10 protein-coding genes are annotated in these 18,733 nt (G+C 60.3%); 2 read left to right on the top strand and 8 right to left on the bottom strand.

Annotated features, from left to right (window positions below):
- The first annotated feature begins 378 nt into the window (after nt 1-378).
- Both NF676_RS21210 and NF676_RS21205 read left to right on the top strand, forming a co-directional pair.
- On the top strand, nt 379-732 hold the full coding sequence (locus NF676_RS21210; protein ID WP_150637421.1) for a putative quinol monooxygenase: 354 nt from the start codon (nt 379-381) through the stop codon (nt 730-732).
- Nucleotides 733-775: 43 nt separating this feature from the next.
- Nucleotides 776-1,018: a hypothetical protein gene (locus tag NF676_RS21205; RefSeq protein ID WP_041479831.1), complete on the top strand. Its 243-nt coding sequence runs from the start codon at nt 776-778 to the stop codon at nt 1,016-1,018.
- Here NF676_RS21205 and NF676_RS21200 read toward each other — a convergent pair whose 3' ends face one another.
- The 8 genes from NF676_RS21200 to NF676_RS21165 form a co-directional block, all read right to left on the bottom strand.
- The gene (locus NF676_RS21200) at nt 1,019-1,648 is read right to left on the bottom strand and encodes a flavin reductase family protein (RefSeq protein ID WP_041479830.1); all 630 of its coding nucleotides are present in this window, start codon (nt 1,646-1,648) and stop codon (nt 1,019-1,021) included.
- 135 nt (nt 1,649-1,783) lie between these two features.
- Nucleotides 1,784-3,103, bottom strand: a complete 1,320-nt coding sequence (locus NF676_RS21195) for an MFS transporter (protein ID WP_024014128.1) — start codon at nt 3,101-3,103, stop codon at nt 1,784-1,786.
- A gap of 378 nt (nt 3,104-3,481) precedes the next feature.
- Entirely contained in the window at nt 3,482-4,810 is a 1,329-nt protein-coding gene (locus NF676_RS21190) for a sigma-54-dependent transcriptional regulator (protein ID WP_252886722.1), read from the bottom strand.
- On the bottom strand, nt 4,810-6,570 hold the full coding sequence (locus tag NF676_RS21185; RefSeq protein WP_252886721.1) for a sensor histidine kinase: 1,761 nt from the start codon (nt 6,568-6,570) through the stop codon (nt 4,810-4,812). Before NF676_RS21185 ends, NF676_RS21190 begins: the two co-directional genes overlap by 1 nt.
- Nucleotides 6,571-6,654: 84 nt before the next feature.
- Complete coding sequence (locus NF676_RS21180; RefSeq protein WP_252886720.1) at nt 6,655-9,297, bottom strand: RHS repeat domain-containing protein; 2,643 nt, start codon at nt 9,295-9,297, stop codon at nt 6,655-6,657.
- On the bottom strand, nt 9,287-12,070 hold the full coding sequence (locus NF676_RS21175; protein WP_252886719.1) for an RHS repeat domain-containing protein: 2,784 nt from the start codon (nt 12,068-12,070) through the stop codon (nt 9,287-9,289). The genes NF676_RS21180 and NF676_RS21175 overlap by 11 nt, the downstream gene beginning before the upstream one ends.
- Nucleotides 12,067-16,548 carry a SpvB/TcaC N-terminal domain-containing protein gene (locus tag NF676_RS21170; RefSeq protein WP_252886718.1) on the bottom strand — a complete coding sequence of 1,494 codons (4,482 nt, stop codon included), beginning with the start codon at nt 16,546-16,548 and terminating at the stop codon, nt 12,067-12,069. The genes NF676_RS21175 and NF676_RS21170 overlap by 4 nt, the downstream gene beginning before the upstream one ends.
- Before the next feature lie 198 nt (nt 16,549-16,746).
- Nucleotides 16,747-18,270, bottom strand: coding sequence for a fumarate hydratase (locus tag NF676_RS21165; RefSeq protein WP_252886717.1), 1,524 nt, complete (start codon nt 18,268-18,270; stop codon nt 16,747-16,749).
- Nucleotides 18,271-18,733 lie beyond the last annotated feature (463 nt).

Below are 18,733 nucleotides of genomic sequence, written 5' to 3'. Positions count from 1 at the left end.
TGAGGGGGGAATGCAGCAGAGCATATGTTTGTGCAAGCGGCGGCGGTAGACACATTCTGCCAAATGCTTGCCTGATTCTGCCCGCAGGTGCGCACATGTCTCCCGCCATACGATTCTGTAGGAGCTGCCGAAGGCTGCGATCCGTTGATCTTCAAGGCAAAAGCACAAGATCGCAGCCTTCGGCAGCTCCTACACAAAACGCGTATGACAGACGTGTTGCGCGGGTTTACAGGTTGTTACAGGTCGTCTGCGCAGTCTCGCAGGATTGTGCAACGCGAAGGCAGGAATCGACTAACGGCGCAGCCGCCCCGGCCCTTAATCTTTGCTTCAGTCGCAGCCCGTCCCCCGGCTGTCACGCGATTTCATGGAGGGTTGATCATGTCCAAGCAAATGCCTGTCAGTCATATGGCCTTCGTTCGTGCCCAGGCCGGGCGTTCGGCGGAACTCGGTGTGCGCCTGAGCGCATTGATCGAAGTCTCGCGCGCGGCGCCCGGCTGCCTGAGTTTTTCCTTGCAACAATCGCAGTGCGACGCCGACCTCTGGCTGGTCAGCGGCTACTGGAGCAGTCAGCAAGTGATGACGGCGTATTTCAACAGTCCGTCGATGGAAGTCTTCGCCGAGCTGGTCCAGGACCTGGTGGTCAACAGTCTCGACTTCCACACGTTCAGGGACGTTTCCGCCGCGCAGGCCCTCGGTCAATGCGCTGCGCCGATACACAAACTCGCCGGTTGAGGGTTTAATGTCCGGCTTATTTGATTGAGCCAGGATCCGCGACATGGCACGTAAAGAGTTTGAACGCTTCGAAGCAGTCTCCGCAGTCGTCCCCGTCGAGCTGGGCGGCAACAAGGGTTATTACGCGGCGATCGCGGTCAAGGCCCTGGTCGATGGCGGCGCACCACGCTTTCACAAATTGCTCAATGAGCAGGTGTTTCCTGGCGCCATTGCTGCCGATGACGCAGCCATCAACGAACTGGACAAGCTCAAGGGCGTCACCGATGACGCCGAGCTGATCTGGTAATTACTTCTGCGCCCCCGGGCGCCACATCTTGAACAGCGCCTCAGGCCCCAGCTGGAAATAATCCGCCGGCCCGCCGCCGCGCAGAATCGGTTGTGCGGCGGCGGTGTCGTAGATGCCATCCTTCAGCAGCCATTTGGCGATGTGCACCGCGACCACCTCGCCGAGGATCAGCCAACTCGGCACCGTTTCGCCATCGGCGCGTTGCAGCTGGACGATCTGCGTGACCTTGCACTCGAAGGACACTGGACTCTCGGCGACCCGTGGGACCGAAATCACCTTTGACGCCACGGTGGTCAGCCCCGCCAGTTCAAACTCGTTGACCTCGGGCGCGACCATCGCGCAGCTCTGGTTCATCTGCTCGGCCAACGGGCGGGTGGCGAGGTTCCAGACGAACTCACCGGTCTGCTCGATGTTGTTCAGACTGTCTTTGCGCCCGACACTGGAAAAACCAATGATCGGCGGCACGTAGTTGAAGGCGTTGAAGAAACTGTACGGCGCGAGATTGAGTCGGCCTTCGGCATCCTGCGAGGAAATCCAGCCGATGGGGCGCGGGCCGACGATGGCGTTGAACGGATCGTGAGGCAGGCCGTGGCCGTTGGCGGGTTCGTAGAAGTGGATGTCATCGGGCATGGGGAGCGGATTCCTGAGCTGCATTCGGATGCAGCCATAGTGCAAGGACCCAGCGCATATTTCCAGCCGGACGCGAGACCCCGTAGGGTTCGTGGCAGGACACAGATTTTGTGGCCTGCCAGCGAAGTAGCCCTATCAGTCAGTCACGATCCGCGAGTGCTTCTGGGTGTCTTTCATGGTGATGTACACCAGCAGCGACACGGCAATGCACGCGGTGACGTACCAGTAGTAACCGGTTTCCATGCCGATGCTTTTGAACCACAGCGCGATGTATTCGGCAGTGCCGCCGAAGATCGACACGGTCAGTGCGTACGGCAGGCCGACGCCCAGGGCGCGGATTTCGGTCGGGAACAATTCGGCTTTGACCACCGCGTTGATCGAGGTGTAGCCGCTGACGATGATCAACGCCGCCATGATCAGGAAGAACGCGCCCCACCAGGTCTGGATGGTGTGCAGGGTCATCAGGATCGGCACGGTGAAAATCGTACCGAGCACGCCGAACGCGATCAGGATCGGGCGACGACCGATCTTGTCCGACAGGCCGCCGATGATCGGTTGCAGGCACATGAACAGGAACAGCGTGGCGGCGGAAATGGTGGTCGAGTCGGAGATGCTCATGCCGACCGTGTTCACCAGGTATTTCTGCATGTAGGTGGTGTAGGTGTAGAACGCCAGGGTGCCGCCCATGGTCAGGCCGACCACGGTCAACAGCTCTTTCGGGTGGCGCATCAAGGTGCGCATGGCGCTTTCCTTGGATTTCTCTTTTTTGGTGAACGACTCGGTTTCTTCCATGCCGCGACGCAGGTACAGCGCCACGACCGCACACAGCGCACCGATGGCGAACGGGATACGCCAGCCCCACGCGTAGAGCTGTTCGGTGGTCAGCATGTTTTGCAGCACGATCAAGACGCCGAGGGCGATGAGCTGCCCGGAGATCAGGGTCACGTACTGGAAGCTGGAGAAGAAGCCGCGACGTTCCTTGGTCGCCATCTCGGACAGATAAGTCGCCGAGGTGCCGTACTCGCCGCCGACCGACAGGCCTTGCAGCAGGCGGGCAAACACCAGCAGGATCGGCGCGCCGATGCCGATGGTTTCATAATTCGGGCTCAGGGCGATCAGCAGCGAGCCGAAGCACATCAGGTACACCGAGGCCATCAGCGCTTTCTTGCGCCCGACCTTGTCGGCGTACATGCCCATCAGCCAGCCACCGATCGGACGCATCAGGAAGCCCACGGCGAAGATCGCAGCGGTGTTCATCAGTTGCGCTGTGGTGGAGCCGGCGGGGAAAAAGGTTTTCGCGAAGTACAGGGAGAAGGCGGCATACACATACCAGTCGTACCACTCGACCATGTTGCCGACAGAGCCGCTGAAGATCGATTTGATCCGGCTGGCGGTGGTTCTCGGTTTGGCCGGCACGGCAGCCGACCCAAGGGGCAGGGCGTTGGAGTTATCCATTGAAGGATCCTTCGTTTAATTGTTTTTGTGGAGCGCGTCGGAACGCAGCCTGCCAGGGCTATAGCAGGAGGTGTGCCAAGGGGTGAGGGGCCGGTTTAGAGGGGGTAGCGGGGAGGAGTGAGCGGATTTGTGCCGACTGATTGGGCTGAGTGAGCGGATTTCCGCTTACCGCGTGAAGATCAAAAGCCCCTCACCCTAGCCCTCTCCCAGAGGGAGAGGGGACTGACCGAGGTGTTCTCGTGGGTTACATCGACCTGCAATATCGAGTCGAATACAGATTCGGGAAAGCATGGAGATCGGCTCCCTCCCCCCTCGCCCCCCTGGGGGAGAGGGCTGGGGTGAGGGGGATGGATTTCAGCTACACCACAAATCTCTGCCTCACTCCGCCAGAAACATCTCCCGACTCAACCCATGCCGCTGCATCTTTTCATTGAACGTGCGGCGCGGCAGTTGCAGTTCTTCGAGCACGGCTTTCACATCACCCTTGTGCCGGGTCAACGCCGCGCGCAGACATTGCGCTTCGAAGGCTTCCTGCTGCGCCGCCAGCGATTGCCCCGGATCGATTCCGGCGACCGGTTCATCCAGCCCCAATACCTGACGTTCCGCGACGTTGGCCAGTTCGCGCACATTGCCCGGCCAGTCATGGCTGAGCAGGTGACTGAGCTGCGCACCGGTCAACGGCGGAAAGGTCCGGCCCAGACGCTGAGCGGCATTCTGCGCGAAGGTCTCGAACAGCAACGGAATGTCTTCGCGGCGATCGCGCAGCGGCGGCAGGCGCAGTTCGGCGACGTTCAGGCGATACGCCAGGTCCTCACGAAAACGTCCGGCGCGGGCTTCGTCGAGCAGGTCCGGTTTGGTCGCCGCGACGATACGCAAATCAACGCGAATGCTCTGGTTCGACCCCAGCCGCTCAAGCTTCTGCTCCTGCAAGACCCGCAGCAATTTCACCTGCTGGGCCAGCGGCATGCTTTCGATCTCATCGAGAAACAGCGTGCCGCCATCGGCGTATTCCAGCTTGCCGATGCGCTTGCCCGAGGCGCCGGTAAACGCGCCGCTCTCATGGCCGAACAGCTCGGCCTCGAACAGTTGCTCCGGGATCGCCGCGCAGTTCAGCGCCACGAACGGTTTGCCGGCGCGCGGGCCGAAATCGTGCAGGCAACGTGCGACCAGTTCCTTGCCGCTGCCGGTTTCGCCCCGGATCAGCACATTGACCGGCAACGTCGCCAGATCCAGCACTTGCCGACGCAATGTCTGCAAGCCACGGGACACGCCCAGCAACGTCGCATCCAGCTTCGCGCGGTTGTCGGCGAGTTCGTGCAGGGCGCGGTTTTCCAGGACCAGGCGGCGTTTGTCCAGCGCCCGGCGCAGGCTGCCGAGCAGGGTTTCCGGGCTGAACGGTTTTTCCAGAAAGTCGTAGGCACCATCGCGCATGGCTTCGACCGCCATCGGCACGTCGCCATGGCCGGTGAGCAGAATCACCGGCAGATCGGCGTCGCGCTTTTGCACTTCGGCGAGCAATTGCAAACCGTCCATGCCGGGCATGCGCACGTCGCTGAGGATCACCCCGGCAAAATGTTCCGGGAGCGCGGCAAGGCATTCTTCGGCGCGGCTGAACAATTGCACCTGAAACCCCGACAGGCTCAGCCACTGTTCAACGGCGTCGCGAATGCTGCTTTCGTCGTCGACCGCCATCACCGAATTGAGCATCAGATATGTGCCTCCAGATCGATTGGCAGGGTCAGGCTGAACACCGCGCCGTGGTCGCCATTCTCGACGCTCAGGCGTCCGCCGGATTCATGCACGATGGCGAAGGATACTGCCAGCCCCAGGCCCAGACCGTCACCCACCGGTTTGGTGGTAAAGAACGGATCGAACACCTGGCCGAGATGTTCCTCGGCAATGCCGCCGCCGTTGTCGCTGACGCTCAGCCGCCACAATTGTTCATCAGCCTCCAGACGGATTTCCAGACGCTTGCAGGCTTTGCCGTGCATCGCATCCAGCGCATTGCGCAGCAGGTTGATCAGCACCTGTTCCAGACGAATCGCATCACCGCGTACCCACGCCGGGCGGGTCAGATGCAGCACCAGACTGACCTGTTCGTCACGCAGTCGCGCATCGAGCAGTTGCAGCGATTGATCGACCACCGTCGCCAGATCCAGACGTTCGCGCAAGCCGCTCGGGCTTTTGCGGGCGAAGGTCTTGAGGTGGCCGGTAAGGGCGGCCATGCGCGTGAGCATGTCGTCCACCGGTTTCAGCGCCTTGTAGGCGTCATCGACGCGGCCATGTTCGAGCAGCAGGCGCAGAGTTGCCAGTTGCATGCGCTGGGCGGTCAGCGGTTGATTGATTTCGTGAGCCAGCGCCGCAGACATCTGCCCCAGCGCGGCGAGTTTGGCCGACTGCACCAGACCTTCCTGCGCGGTACGCAAGTCGCGGGTGCGCTCCTCGACCAAACGCTCAAGCTCTTCACGATTGCGCTGACGGACCTTGGCCAGCCGCCAGCGCTGATTGAGGAACAGCAACAGGAACACCAGCGCCAGCCACACGCCAGCGGCGGCCAGTGCGGCGTTGCGCAAATCCTCGAAGGCCACTTGCGGACGACGCAGCAGATGCAGGGTCCAGCCCTCGGTCGTCAGCGGCAGCGATTCCCACAGATAATCCGCCGTGCCCTGCGGACCTTCGACCCGGCGCAGATCGCTGTTGTCATCGAAGCGCCGTAGCGGCAAATGGGTCAGCGGAATCAGCGATTGCTTGTCGTACTGGCGGGTGGTTTTGATCTCGGCCAGATCATCAGCGCTCAACGGCCGCAAGGCGCGATAACGCCAGCCCGGCTGATTGGCGATAAAGATGATCCCGCGTGCATCGCTGACCAGCAGCGTGTCGCTGCCCTGGCTCCATTCGCGCTCCAGTTCGGGAAACTCCAGCTTGACCACCATCGCGCCGAGAAACTCGTCGTTGTCGCCAAGTACGGCGCTGGAAAGGAAATACCCGGGAATGCCGCTGGTCACGCCTACCGCGTAAAAACGCCCGGTGCCTTGGGTGCGGGTCTGGCTGAAATAGGGGCGGAAGCCGTAATTGTGGCCAACGTAACTGCTGGGCAAGCGCCAGTTGCTGGCGGCCACGGCCAGGCCGGTGCGATCGAGCAGTTCAAGGGTCGAGGATTGCGCGGCGCCGTTGATCTTTTCCAGCTTCACATTCAATGCCGCTTGCTGCGCAGCATCGACCGGGCCGGCCAGGGCCGAACGCAATTGCGGATCCAGCGCCAGTACGGCGGGCAGGGCGCGATAGCGGTCGATCAGGGTGTGCAAGGAGTTGGCGTACAACCCCAGTTGCTGATTGGCGCGGGCGGCGTCTTCTTCCAGCGCCTGACGTTCCGCGTGGCGCATCGCGAGCGTCGCGGCAATGACCGTGCCGGCGATGATCAGCAGGGAATACAACGACAGACGCAGGGTACGGGAAGTCGGCAGCATGCTGGATGAAAGGTCGGCAGGACGGGCGGGCACGATAGCATGGGCCGAGGTGGCCGGGCGCGCTGTTCGCGCCGGCCGTGTCTGCTAGACAGCTGTCTCCTGTACCTGACGTCGATGCACAAGATTCAACCTCGGCTTCGGCACCGGTCTTGCCTGAGGTTCGGCAGCGAGCGAGCGCTCCAGTTGCTGCAGGCGTTCAGTCACGCCTTGCGCCTCGCTTGGCGCTTCGATAGTCGCCTGGGCGGTTTGCATGACCTTGTCGATGGCCTCGAACGGGTCTACACCATTCCTGGACAGCTTCATGACCTGACGCTGTTTTTCTGCATCCAGTGCGTCCAGTTGGGCGTAGAACATCTTCTGGATGTGCTCGGAGTAGCTGTTGAGGTTATCCGTGAAAGTCTTGATGCTGTCGATAAGCGCAGCACCTCCATCGAGAAGAGCGCCCGCGCCGTCGACGGCTTTTGCAGCGCCGTCGCCCAGCGTTTTCAGCCCGTCCTTGAGCTCTTGGGTGTGCAGTGTCTGCGCTGCTTTCAAACCTTTCTTGAAAAAGTGGTAACGCAATACCGGAAACACTATTGCCCCCGCGATTGCCCCTGCGCCGGAACCGATGGCGTTGCCGATTCCGGGTACCACGGTGCCGATGACACTGCCGATGGCGATGCCTTTGCCGATACCGTAAAAGACCGATTTGATGCCGGCCCGGGAGGTGATGAATTTGCCGAACGTCATGCTTTTGCGCACCTCCTCGATGTTCTGGCCTTCAGGAATCAGGCCATCGAACTCGGTGGTCAGGTTGTGCAATTGCTCCGCCGCAGTTTGCGCTTTATCAAAAATACCGACCGCTTTTCTGACCAGGTCAAACACCACTTTGAAGGCACCGGTCTGGTCGACATGGACGATCGGGTTGTTACCGACAAAACCATACAGATTCAAACCGTCCACATCCCCCGCCGGATCCGCACTGACCCAGCGCTGCAACCACGGCGCGTAATAACGGGCGCCGTAGTAGTACAAACCGCTGACATCCATTTCCTTGCCGGAATAACGGATAAAGCGGTATTCGATTTCCGATTCCGGCGCCATCCACGCGGTTTCGCCGAACGGGTAATAGCCTTCTGCGCTGGTGACTACGGCGTCTTCATTGAGCTCCATCACGCAAGAGCCGAGGTGGTCTTCGAGGGTGTAGCGCATCTGGTCGTCTATCGGTGCTGAACGTTGCGCCCAATGCAGGCAGCGCGCGTTACCGAGGCTAATGATGTGCAGCTCTTCGCCGTTGTCTTTGCTGCGGATTTCCAGCCCCGGCAGGTAACGCACCTGGTGGAAGTGGCGGACCTTGTCGGTGAACCATTCATGACATTTGAGGACCCGCTGGCCCGCGCTGTACTGGTAATACTCGGCATCGTTATCGCTGTCCTGACGGATAACCAGATCCACGCGCTCCAGTTCGTCACGGCTGTTCCAGTGCAATGACGGACCGTGGTGCAGCTTGCGTTGATTGCCGTGCGGGTCGAACCAGATGTCGAAGTCCGGCGGCTCGTCACCTGTTTGCCAACGCACCCCGCGATTGCTTTTGTCGTCGATGCGCATCGTGCGGGTACGACTGTTGCCGTCGCGCTGATGACGCAACTCGGTCAGATTGCCGCCATCGTCGTAGCTATACGTCTGAGTGTAATTAAGGCGGTTTCGCTCGTCGGGCGGTCGCGGCAGGCCGGGAATGTCCGGGGGCAGGGCGTCGTCATGACCGGTCGCGCGGATCAGGCGATACAGGGAGTCGTAGCTGAATTCACGGTGGCCGTCGACCCGTTGATTGGCGAACCAGGTGGGCTCGAAGGCATGGTCTTCGATGCGGATGATATTGCCGACGCGATCGTAGAAATATTGCAGATCCTGCAATGCGGGTTGGCCGGGCTTATGGCTGATCCGGGTGCGCAAGCGTCCGTCGGCTGGCTCGTAGGTCCATTCGCTGAGCACGCCGTTGCCGTCCTCTTGCTCGATGAGCTGGCCATTGGCGTTGTAGTGCGCAGCCAGCAATACGTGGTGTCGTTCTGTGCCGCCGATCAGCAGATCTACTGTTTTGAGCTGTCCTGCGACTCCGTAGCGCGATTGCCGACAATGCCCGCCGGCGTCGGTTTGCTCGAGCATGGTACCGAGCGGGCTGAATACCTGATGGCTGGCGAAAGACGCGCCGTCGTGAAACAGGCGGGTCTCTTGCAGTGGTTGGCCGGTGAGAGCGTAGCTGGCAACTTCGAACGAACCGGAGGCATCTGTCCGTTGGATCAACTGGCCACGGAGGTTGTTACCTGTATCGGCAGAACCGTCGGCATAGGTGAAGGTGTCGAGCTGTGTCTTGTCGTTGCCGGTCATCTCGAGCTTCACCACGCGCAGTTGCTCGTCGAACGACGACAGCCAATGCTGGTGGCGGCCGTCCCATCGCTGCACTGGCTCGCCGGCCAACCCGGGCAGCATCAAACGCTGGCCGCTGTCCACGCTGGCGGTGTACAGCGCATCGCCGTTCAGCGCGTAAACGGTGCTGACGTTGGCAACGGTCAGACGCGGATCCTGCTGCAATGCCAGACGGCCGGCCAAATCGTATTGCTGGCGAGTCACGAGGGCTTTGGGGGAGGCGCCGGCCAGGTTGCGCAGGTAATCGATCTGCCGGACAGTTAAGCCTCGACCGTCAGTGGCCGACAAGGACGGCGTGCGCGAGTGCATGGTTTCATCGTCCATTTTTAAACTTGGCAACCAGTGGACTGCCAGGTTTTTTCGATGCCAGATGTCGCTGCCTTGCCAAATACTGGTTGTCCGTCGACCCCATCTCTTTGTAATGCGCGAGGCCGGCCTGCGCTTGCGCGATGTTCGCAAGTACAGCCCGGTTCCTTTGCTGCAGGCCGGAACGCGTGATGACCGCCAACATTTCGCTGGACGTGTTGCTATTCGCATTCGGCAGCACATTGGCGGGCGAAACACTGTCAACGCCCAGTGCATCAAAGGCATTCTCTGCCCATGCAGACCGTTCTTCGATGGCTGCTTTCCACTCGCTGAGCATTTTCTCGATCTTTTCGATTTTCACCGGGTCGAGGCGGTTCTTGATGTCCTGTGCTTCCTGCGCCCGACTTCCCATATTGAGTGCGCCGGGAATGATGGCGATTACCGATCCGAATACTCTGTTCATCAAAAACACTGGGTTGGTGATCGCATTGAGTGCCGGATGGAGCAGCTCCCTCCTGAAGTCTTTCCAGGAGTTGATCTCCCTGACCGATTCCTGAATTCCCAGACTTTGATCAATCGCGCTGACGGACATCTGCGAGGTCTGCGGTATCAAAGGACCGACGCGAAGCCTGACATGGTCAGCCAGTGGTTCGCCGATAGCTGCGGCGACATCTCCACCGATGTTGCCGCCGATCAAGCCTGAGGGTTTCAACACATTCGGCTTTACTTCAAGAGCGGGGATCATGGTGTCAAATTGCGTACCACCGATGGATCCACCCTCATAACCGATAACGCCTCTGAGGGTTTCTCCCGCCAGATTCATTGCCATGCTCAGTGCAACATCCTGATGAATGATGCTGTGCAGCTGTCCCAGGACTTCTTCGGAATGCCCTTCCACGGCGGATGCGAACGCCGAATACAGCATGATCACGCCTTCTGCACGCTTGTTGCCGTCCGGATCGATGAAACGGATCGGGTTATTTCCCACGAATGCATATAAATTCAGGCCGTCCGCCTGCTCGGCGTCAGTACTGACCCAGCGCTGCAACCACGGCGCGTAATAACGGGCGCCGTAATAGTACAAACCGCTGACATCCATTTCCTTGCCGGAATAACGGATAAAGCGGTATTCGATTTCCGATTCCGGCGCCATCCACGCGGTTTCGCCGAACGGGTAATAGCCTTCTGCGCTGGTGACCACAGCGTCTTCATTGAGCTCCATCACGCAAGAGCCTAGGTGGTCTTCGAGGGTGTAGCGCATCTGGTCGTCTATCGGCGCTGAACGTTGCGCCCAATGCAGGCAACGCGCGTTACCGAGGCTGATGATGTGCAGCTCTTCGCCGTTGTCCTTGCTGCGAATTTCCAGCCCCGGCAGGTAACGCACCTGCTGGAAGTGGCGGACCTTGTCGGTGAACCATTCATGACATTTGAGGACCCGCTGGCCCGCGCTGTACTGGTAATACTCGGCATCGTTATCGCTGTCCTGACGGATAACCAGATCCACGCGCTCCAGCTCGTCACGGCTGTTCCAGTGCAATGACGGACCGTGGCGCAGCTTGCGTTGATTGCCGTGCGGGTCGAACCAGATGTCGAAGTCCGGCGGCTCGTCACCTGTTTGCCAACGCACCCCGCGATTGCTTTTGTCGTCGATGGACATCGTGCGGGTACGACTGTTGCCGTCGCGCTGATGACGCAACTCGGTCAGATTGCCGCCATCGTCGTAGCTATACGTCTGGGTGTAATTGAGGCGGTTTCGCTCGTCGGGCGGTCGCGGCAGGCCGGGAATGTCCGGGGGCAGGGCGTCGTCATGACCGGTTGCGCGGATCAGGCGATACAGGGAGTCGTAGTCGAATTCACGGTGGCCGTCGACCCGTTGATTGGCGAACCAGGTTGGCTCGAAGGCGTGGTCTTCGATGCGGATGATATTGCCGACGCGATCGTAGAAATATTGCAGATCCTGCAATGCGGGTTGGCCGGGCTTATGGCTGATCCGCGTGCGCAAGCGTCCGTCGGCTGGATCGTAGGTCCATTCGCTGAGCACGCCGTTGCCGTCCTGTTGCTCGATGAGCTGGCCATTGGCGTTGTAGTGCGCATCCTCCAGGACTTGCGTGATGTTCGCCTTCACTTGCAAGTGCATTTGCCTGAGTTGCCCGGCAAGACCGTAGCGCGAGGTTCTGCGATGGCCGCCGGCGTCGGTCTGTTCAAGCACGGCGCCAAGCGGACTGAACACCTGATGGCTGGTGAACGCTTGGTGATCATCAAATGTGCGCTTTTCCACCAGTGCCTGTCCGGTGAGGGCATAGCTGGTGATATCCAGCGAACCTGACGGATCTGTCTGCTGGATCAACCGGCCGCGCAGGTTGGAGTCTGCTCCGGCAGAGCCGGGGGCGTAAGTGAAGGTATCGAGCTGATTTTCGCCGTTTCCCGACACTTCGAGCTGCACCACGCGCAATTGCCCGTCAAAGGTCGATTGCCAGACATGGCCACGCGCGTCCCAACGGTGTCCGGGCTCCCCGGCCCTGCCCGGCAGCAGCAGGCGCCAGCCGCTATCCCGGCTGTTGGTAAACACGGCGATATCGTTCAGCGAAAACACGGTAGTTGTGTTCGCGATCGGCAGGCGCGGATCCTGTTGCGCGACCAGGCGCCCGGCGACATCGTGGTGCTGGCGGGTCACGAGTGCGCTAGGCGTGTCGCCCGCCACGGTACGCAAATAAGCGACCTGACGGACTGGCAGGCCACGTCCGTCGCTGGCTGTCAGCGAAGGCGTGCGCCAATGTGTGGAGGCGCTCATGCGCCTGACCCTCGCGTAGACACCACCTCTTCAGCGGTGTCGTTGAAGTCTTCGCTGGTGTGATACCAGGGATGATACGTCTCGCGGGAAAAGTCGCCCTTGGCGTTGATCAGCTTGATCGGACGCCCCGTTGCGTCATAGAACAGCTGATCGAAGAGCCCGAGTTGGCGCAGCGATTGATCATTGACGTAGCGGTGCGTGTTGGCGAAAAACGGCCGGTATTGGCGCTGCGGCAGACCTTTGTTGTTGTATTCGACGCGTTCACTGATGCGCCAGCGTGTCTGCGTCGGTTGCTCACCTTCTTCGATCAGTAATTGACCATCCTCACCCACCACATAAGCCAGCCCGGGGTCGACCTTCTGCTGGGTTTGCAGTACCCGACCAAAGCCATCGACGCAGGTTTTGACAATCTGGATCTGTGCCTTGACGGTGTCGTAGGGATAGCGGTCGGCGCTGAGCACCACGGTGTGTACCGGCTCCCGGTACGCCAGTTCAATGGCCTCGAGCAATTGCTGGTCTTCAGGCGTCAGATTGAGGCTTTGCGCGAGCCGGCGACGTGCGCTGGCGCGGATCTGCCCGCCGGGCAACAGATCGCCCTGCTTGATTGACAGGGTTTGAAGCGTGGAGGCGGGTATCAGGCCCATCCAGCTGAACAGGTTTTTGTGCAGGGTGCTGGCTGCGTTTTTTACAGTGTCCTCCGGATACTGGATGGCCTGTTCCGGACTGGGGGCCGGCAAGGTCCAGTCATCGGTCAGCTTGTCGAATCCGGCAGGTTGGCCATTCTCGGTACCGTGAAAGCTGATGACCAGCGGCTGACCGGAAGGCTCATGGATGACTTCTTCAGTGTTGTCGTTGGCGTCGGTGATTCGCTTGGGTTTCAGGGCGTGGTAATCGAATTCCGCGACCTGCACGGCACAACCGTCGGGCAACTCCATGCGCATGACCGTCAGCCAGTGTTGATCGTATTCGGCTTTGGTCACGCCATGGCTTGGCGTTTCGTTGAAATCGAGCACTTTATAGAACGCTTGCAAGTCGCCGTACCGAGCCAGATTGAACCGCGATGACCAGAGGTTTGGTTCTTCGCTGGGCGGTGCTTCGAACAGCAGCGGCATGGGTGAGTAACCAATTGCCTCGAGGGCTTCGCGAATGTTCAGATCCGGCACAATGCTGTAAGCGTCCAGCGCGTTCTTGTCCAGCAAGGCAAGCTCCAGAGAATGCGACAGGGCTTCGAATCCGGCGACGCCGTCCTCCAGTTCAATACCCTCTACGTCCACATAACGCTGTATGGATTGGGAAGTCAGTACCCGATCGATGGCCCATTCTTGCGAATCCTGCAGCGTTCTCAACGATTCAAAAGACACCTGTGCCGGGTTCAGCTCGCCGGGTAGCGTACCTTTGGCCAATTTCAGCGCATCGCCCCGTTCCTGATAGGGCAAGCCAAGTCGCCATTGCTGCGCCTCTGGCAGATTGATCAGACGCGCACGGGTTTCACTGATGTAAAAGTATTGCTGCGCCTCGTCGTGAGCGTCGGACCACCATTGATTCAGGTGGTCCTCGGTGAAGGGTGGCGGGCTCTGGGCGGTCAACCTGCGCGCATAGCTCACCGTCAGTGCATGGGTCGCGGCGCCATAAGCGTCCCAGCGCAGGCTGACATCGTGGCGGCACAGCGGGTCATTGATAAAGCCGTCGTACTGATAACTGATTGCTTCAACCTGAAGGGGCAGCAGAACGGCTGCGGCATATGGCCCCTGCGGCCGTACCTCGCGCACCAGATAACGCTTTTCCTGTATCGAGTACAGCGGGGCTGCAGCAGACGTCCGCGCATCGGTCTGGTAGACGAGGATTTCCGTTCGGGCGACCGAGCCGACCAGTGCCTGCGCAATCCGATAGCGACTGTCGGCATCTTCCGGGGTCACAGGCTCATCGATTTCACCCTTGGGGTGATAACGACTGAACAGGGTTTCGCCCAACGGGCAGGCGTCCACGTCCGCGTTGAAATAATCCTCGCGGGAACGATTCATTTCCTGCCCGTTGTGAAACCAGGTGCATGTTTGCACCGGCTCGTTGAAGCCAGGCTCTGAAGGATCGGCTCCAATCTCGCAGTCAAGTTGCTGCAAATAGCCGAACCCGCGAAACTCCCGTTCCCTGCCGTCGTAGAACCCTTCGCGCCAGGTGAATGACTGGGTCAACCGGTTGTCGGTGATCTCGTCGTGTTGCTCCTGTTTCTTCACCACGGGCAGCGGAAACGGCAGATGACATATCGGTGCACGCGCAAGTGCCAGCAGTCGCTCCTTTTCATCCAGCCATTCCTGAGCCGAACTGCGATAAGTCACGCTGCTCGAGTAACCCATGTTGTTGTTGCTGTTGACCAGCAGATAGGGCTTGGCTGCAACAAAATCGTAGCGCCAATGCCGAGGCTGGATATGCGGCACCGTCAGAATCAGGCTGGCGCAACCGAGGCCTTGCAGGTCGGCGAAACTGACCTGACACAGACGGTCATAGCGCACCTCTTCGGGCCACGGCACGCTGACGGGAATCTGCTCCAGACCGTTGCCGCCCCGGTTCAGGTAAATGTCGAACCCTTCGGATCGCAGATAGATCAGCGCGGGCGCGCCGGAGCCATCGAGGTCGGCCAGGCGCACTCGTGCGGCGTCGAATTCGTCGTAGGTGAAGGGCAGGGCACTGATCTTGCGACCTTGACCGAATTTGCCATGACCAAGATTCGGCCAGCAGCGGACTTCGTCATGGCGGATGCGACACAGTTCGGGCATGTCGCTGCCGAGCAGATTGCCCAGAAGCACCAGTTCGGTTCGCGAGTTACTGAACACCGGCAGACGGTCGTCTTCGTATGCATGGGGGATTTCCTGTGCGGCGGCGAAGCCTTTTTCGCGCAGGCTGGCATAGAGCCGCACACGGTCGTGGCTGATGCTGGCCGCTGACATCAGGCCGTCGCCGCTGAAATCCCCCATGGTCAAAGTCAGATCCTGGTGTTCCCGGGGAAACGTGTCGAACGCGCTGAACAATTCGAATTGTCGCTGCGCATTCAGCGCATGGAACCCGCAGTAACCCAACCGGGCGATGATCAGGTCCAGGCGCCCATCGCCGGTCAGATCCAGCAGTTGCGCCACGGCGCGGTTACGATCTGCCACCGGGATCTTGTCCAGCAGAGCCCATGGGCCGTAACCGATCAGTTCGGTACCAGGCGCCGCGCGCAGCGGCTCGCGGTAGTACCAGGCGTTGTCATAGCGGCAGAGAAAACCCGGCACGCCCTCGCCATACAGATCGACACATTGGTAGAACCCGCCGTCTTCGATGCCCGGTTGAGTTTCGTTTTCCAACAGGCGTGCAGGTGTCTTGTTGATCTCGAAGGGCGAGTATTCGAACTCTAGCGGCGGTGAATGCTCGACATTGCCTTGCGCATCGAAGGCCTGATAGTGCGCCGCGCTGATCTGGCTGTAGGCCCACGGCGTAGAGTTCTGGATAGGTCGATATTCCAGCAGCAGGCGACGGGCAAGTTTCGCCTCTGTCGCCAGGCCCTCGGGGAAGTGATGAAACATCAACACCTGCTGGCACAGCCTGCGGGTGCTCAGCTCAAAACCCTGGCCATAGGTGGAAAACGGATCCGGTCGCAGCCGCCAGCGGTTCACTTCTTCGTAGCTCGGGGTCTCCGTCAGCGAACTGCTGCGTTCGCCGTAATCGAACACCAGTTGAAAATGCCAAGGCAAATCCGTCGGCCGGTCGGTGTCCCAGCTATAGAGACGGTCGCTCGCCGTGGCATTGCCATAACACACCCGGCGCAGATAACGCTGGGCGCGGTAGTCGTGAATCGGGTCGTGCTCGTCAGGCTGATCGTCGGGCTTGTACTCGTAGCAGATGTGTTCGCCATGGGCGTTCATGCTTTCACACAGCAGCCAGCTACTGATGCGCGATTCGTCGTCGGGGTCGGCACGGCGTGAGGCGCTGGTTTTGCCGTAGACATGCAACGTGCCGTCGGCACCGTGGACCAGCCAGAAGGGGGCTCCACCGTCAGCCGGATGCCAGCATTCGCGCAGGGAAAAATCGCTTTCGATCCGCGTCCGGTAAGACACGACGTTGTGTTCGGGAATGGGGCGGTCTCTGTAGCTGTGTTCCGTGCGTGACTTCAAGTCTCCGGCATCATCGAGCTCCGGCATCCACACCTCGCCGTCATGCCCGATGATTTCATCGTGCTCGGTATAACGTGGAACACCTTTGTTGGTGCGGCGACTGATCTGGCTCAGGCCCAGGTGGCAACCAAGGCCAAACGGACCGTTACCGCTCTGGCTGTTGATTGCCAAGGGTATTTGCGGGTCGTAGCCACGACCGCTCGATAGCGGGATCAGCAATTCGCATCCAGCCGAGGCGGTCGGCCCGACGGCGCTCCAGCTTTTGCCGATGGTGGCGATCGATGAGCTCTTGGCGATGGAAGGAGCTGTGATGCTGAGGTCTTGATCGGCCATGGTCGAATCCGTTCGCGCTACATAGGGCGTATGGACAGACGCTAACAGGAGTGGGCCAGAGATGGACCTGTCAGATCTGACAGGTGCGCAAGATCATTTTCTGTGCATGGGAAATTCTGTTATCGCGATTGGTTTGAACAAGCAAAAACGGCCGGGGCATCTTTGCGGATGCGCCGGCCGTTTTCATACGCCTGAGGCTTACTGCACTTCTACCGCCAGGCTTTCGCTGATCTTCTGTTGCCAGATCGCCGGGCCAGTGATGTGTACCGACTCACCTTTGCTGTCCACCGCTACGGTGACCGGCATGTCCTTGACCTCGAACTCGTAGATCGCTTCCATGCCCAGCTCGGCAAATGCCAGCACCTTGGACTTCTTGATCGCTTGCGCAACCAGGTACGCAGCGCCGCCGACTGCCATCAGGTACACGGCTTTGTTGTCCTTGATCGCGTCGATCGCAGTCGGGCCGCGCTCGGACTTGCCGATCATGCCCAGCAGGCCGGTCTGCTCGAGGATCTGGCGGGTGAACTTGTCCATCCGCGTTGCGGTGGTAGGACCCGCCGGGCCAACCACTTCGTCACCGACCGGATCAACCGGGCCGACGTAATAGATGAAGCGACCCTTGAGGTCGACCGGCAGGGTTTCACCCTTGTTGAGCATCTCGACCATGCGCTTGTGCGCGGCGTCGCGACCGGTGAGCATCTTGCCGTTGAGCAGCACGGTTTCGCCCGGCTTCCAGCTCTGCACGTCTTCCGGGGTCAGGGTGTCGAGGTTGACACGACGCGCCGACGGGCCGGCTTCCCAGACTATTTCCGGGTAGGCGTCCAGCGGTGGCGCTTCCAGCGAGGCCGGGCCGGAACCGTCGAGCACAAAGTGTGCGTGACGGGTGGCGGCGCAGTTGGGGATCATGCACACCGGCAAGGATGCGGCGTGGGTCGGGTAGTCCATGATCTTCACGTCGAGCACGGTGGTCAGGCCACCGAGGCCCTGGGCGCCGATGCCCAACTGGTTGACCTTCTCGAACAGTTCCAGACGCATTTCTTCGATGCGGTTCTGCGGGCCACGGGCCTTGAGCTCGTGAATGTCGATGGATTCCATCAACACTTCCTTGGCCATCACCGCGGCTTTCTCGGCGGTGCCGCCGATGCCGATGCCGAGCATGCCCGGCGGGCACCAGCCGGCGCCCATGGTCGGCACGGTTTTCAATACCCAGTCGACGATCGAGTCGGACGGGTTGAGCATGGCCATTTTCGACTTGTTCTCGGAACCGCCGCCCTTTGCCGCCACGTCCACTTCCACGGTGTTACCCGAGACGATGGAGTAGTGGATCACCGCCGGGGTGTTGTCCTTGGTGTTCTTGCGAGCGCCTGCCGGGTCGGCAAGGATCGAGGCACGCAGGACGTTTTCCGGCAGGTTGTAGGCGCGACGCACGCCTTCGTTGATCATGTCGTCCAGGCCCATGGTGGCGCCATCCCAGCGCACATCCATGCCGACACGGACGAACACGGTGACGATACCGGTGTCCTGGCAGATCGGGCGATGGCCGGTGGCGCACATGCGCGAGTTGATCAGGATCTGCGCCATCGAATCACGGGCCGCTGGCGACTCTTCGCGCAGGTAGGCTTCGTGCATCGCCTGGATGAAATCCACGGGGTGGTAATAGGAAATGAACTGCAGGGCGTCGGCAACGCTCTGAATCAGGTCATCTTGCTTGATCACGGTCATGAGTCGCGCTCCTCTGAAACACGGGAACATTCTATGGGGCAGCTTGAGGCTTTCGGCTCACAGCTGATCCTCTGGCACGCCGGGGCTGCTGGCGCGACGCTAAAAAGGCGCGGCAGTATACCGCGCCTCGGTGGGGCGTACACGCGCCGGCAGTCATTCGTTGGTCGCATGGGTGGGCGAATATCGGACAGCGGGTTTGCACTTCAGGATCGCCCCCCTCACCCCAGCCCTCTCCCCCAGATGGGGCGAGGGGGAAAGGGAGCCGATCTTCATCTTGTTCAAAAACTAAGTCCGGCTCAGGAAAATGAAGCTGTTTTGTGCCGTTTCCAGACTCGAGTTCGGCGCGATGTTTGAAGTCGGTGTAACTCGGATAAACAACCCGGTCAGTCCCCTCTCCCTCTGGGAGAGGGCTAGGGTGAGGGGCTTTTGGCGGTGTCAGTAGGCCACACTTTTGACGTCAATT

Origin of the sequence: Pseudomonas siliginis (genome assembly GCF_024072275.1) — a bacterium.
GTDB lineage: Bacteria > Pseudomonadota > Gammaproteobacteria > Pseudomonadales > Pseudomonadaceae > Aquipseudomonas > Aquipseudomonas siliginis.
Note: the sequence above shows the minus strand (reverse complement) of the source record. Positions and strands in the feature narration are given on the sequence as shown.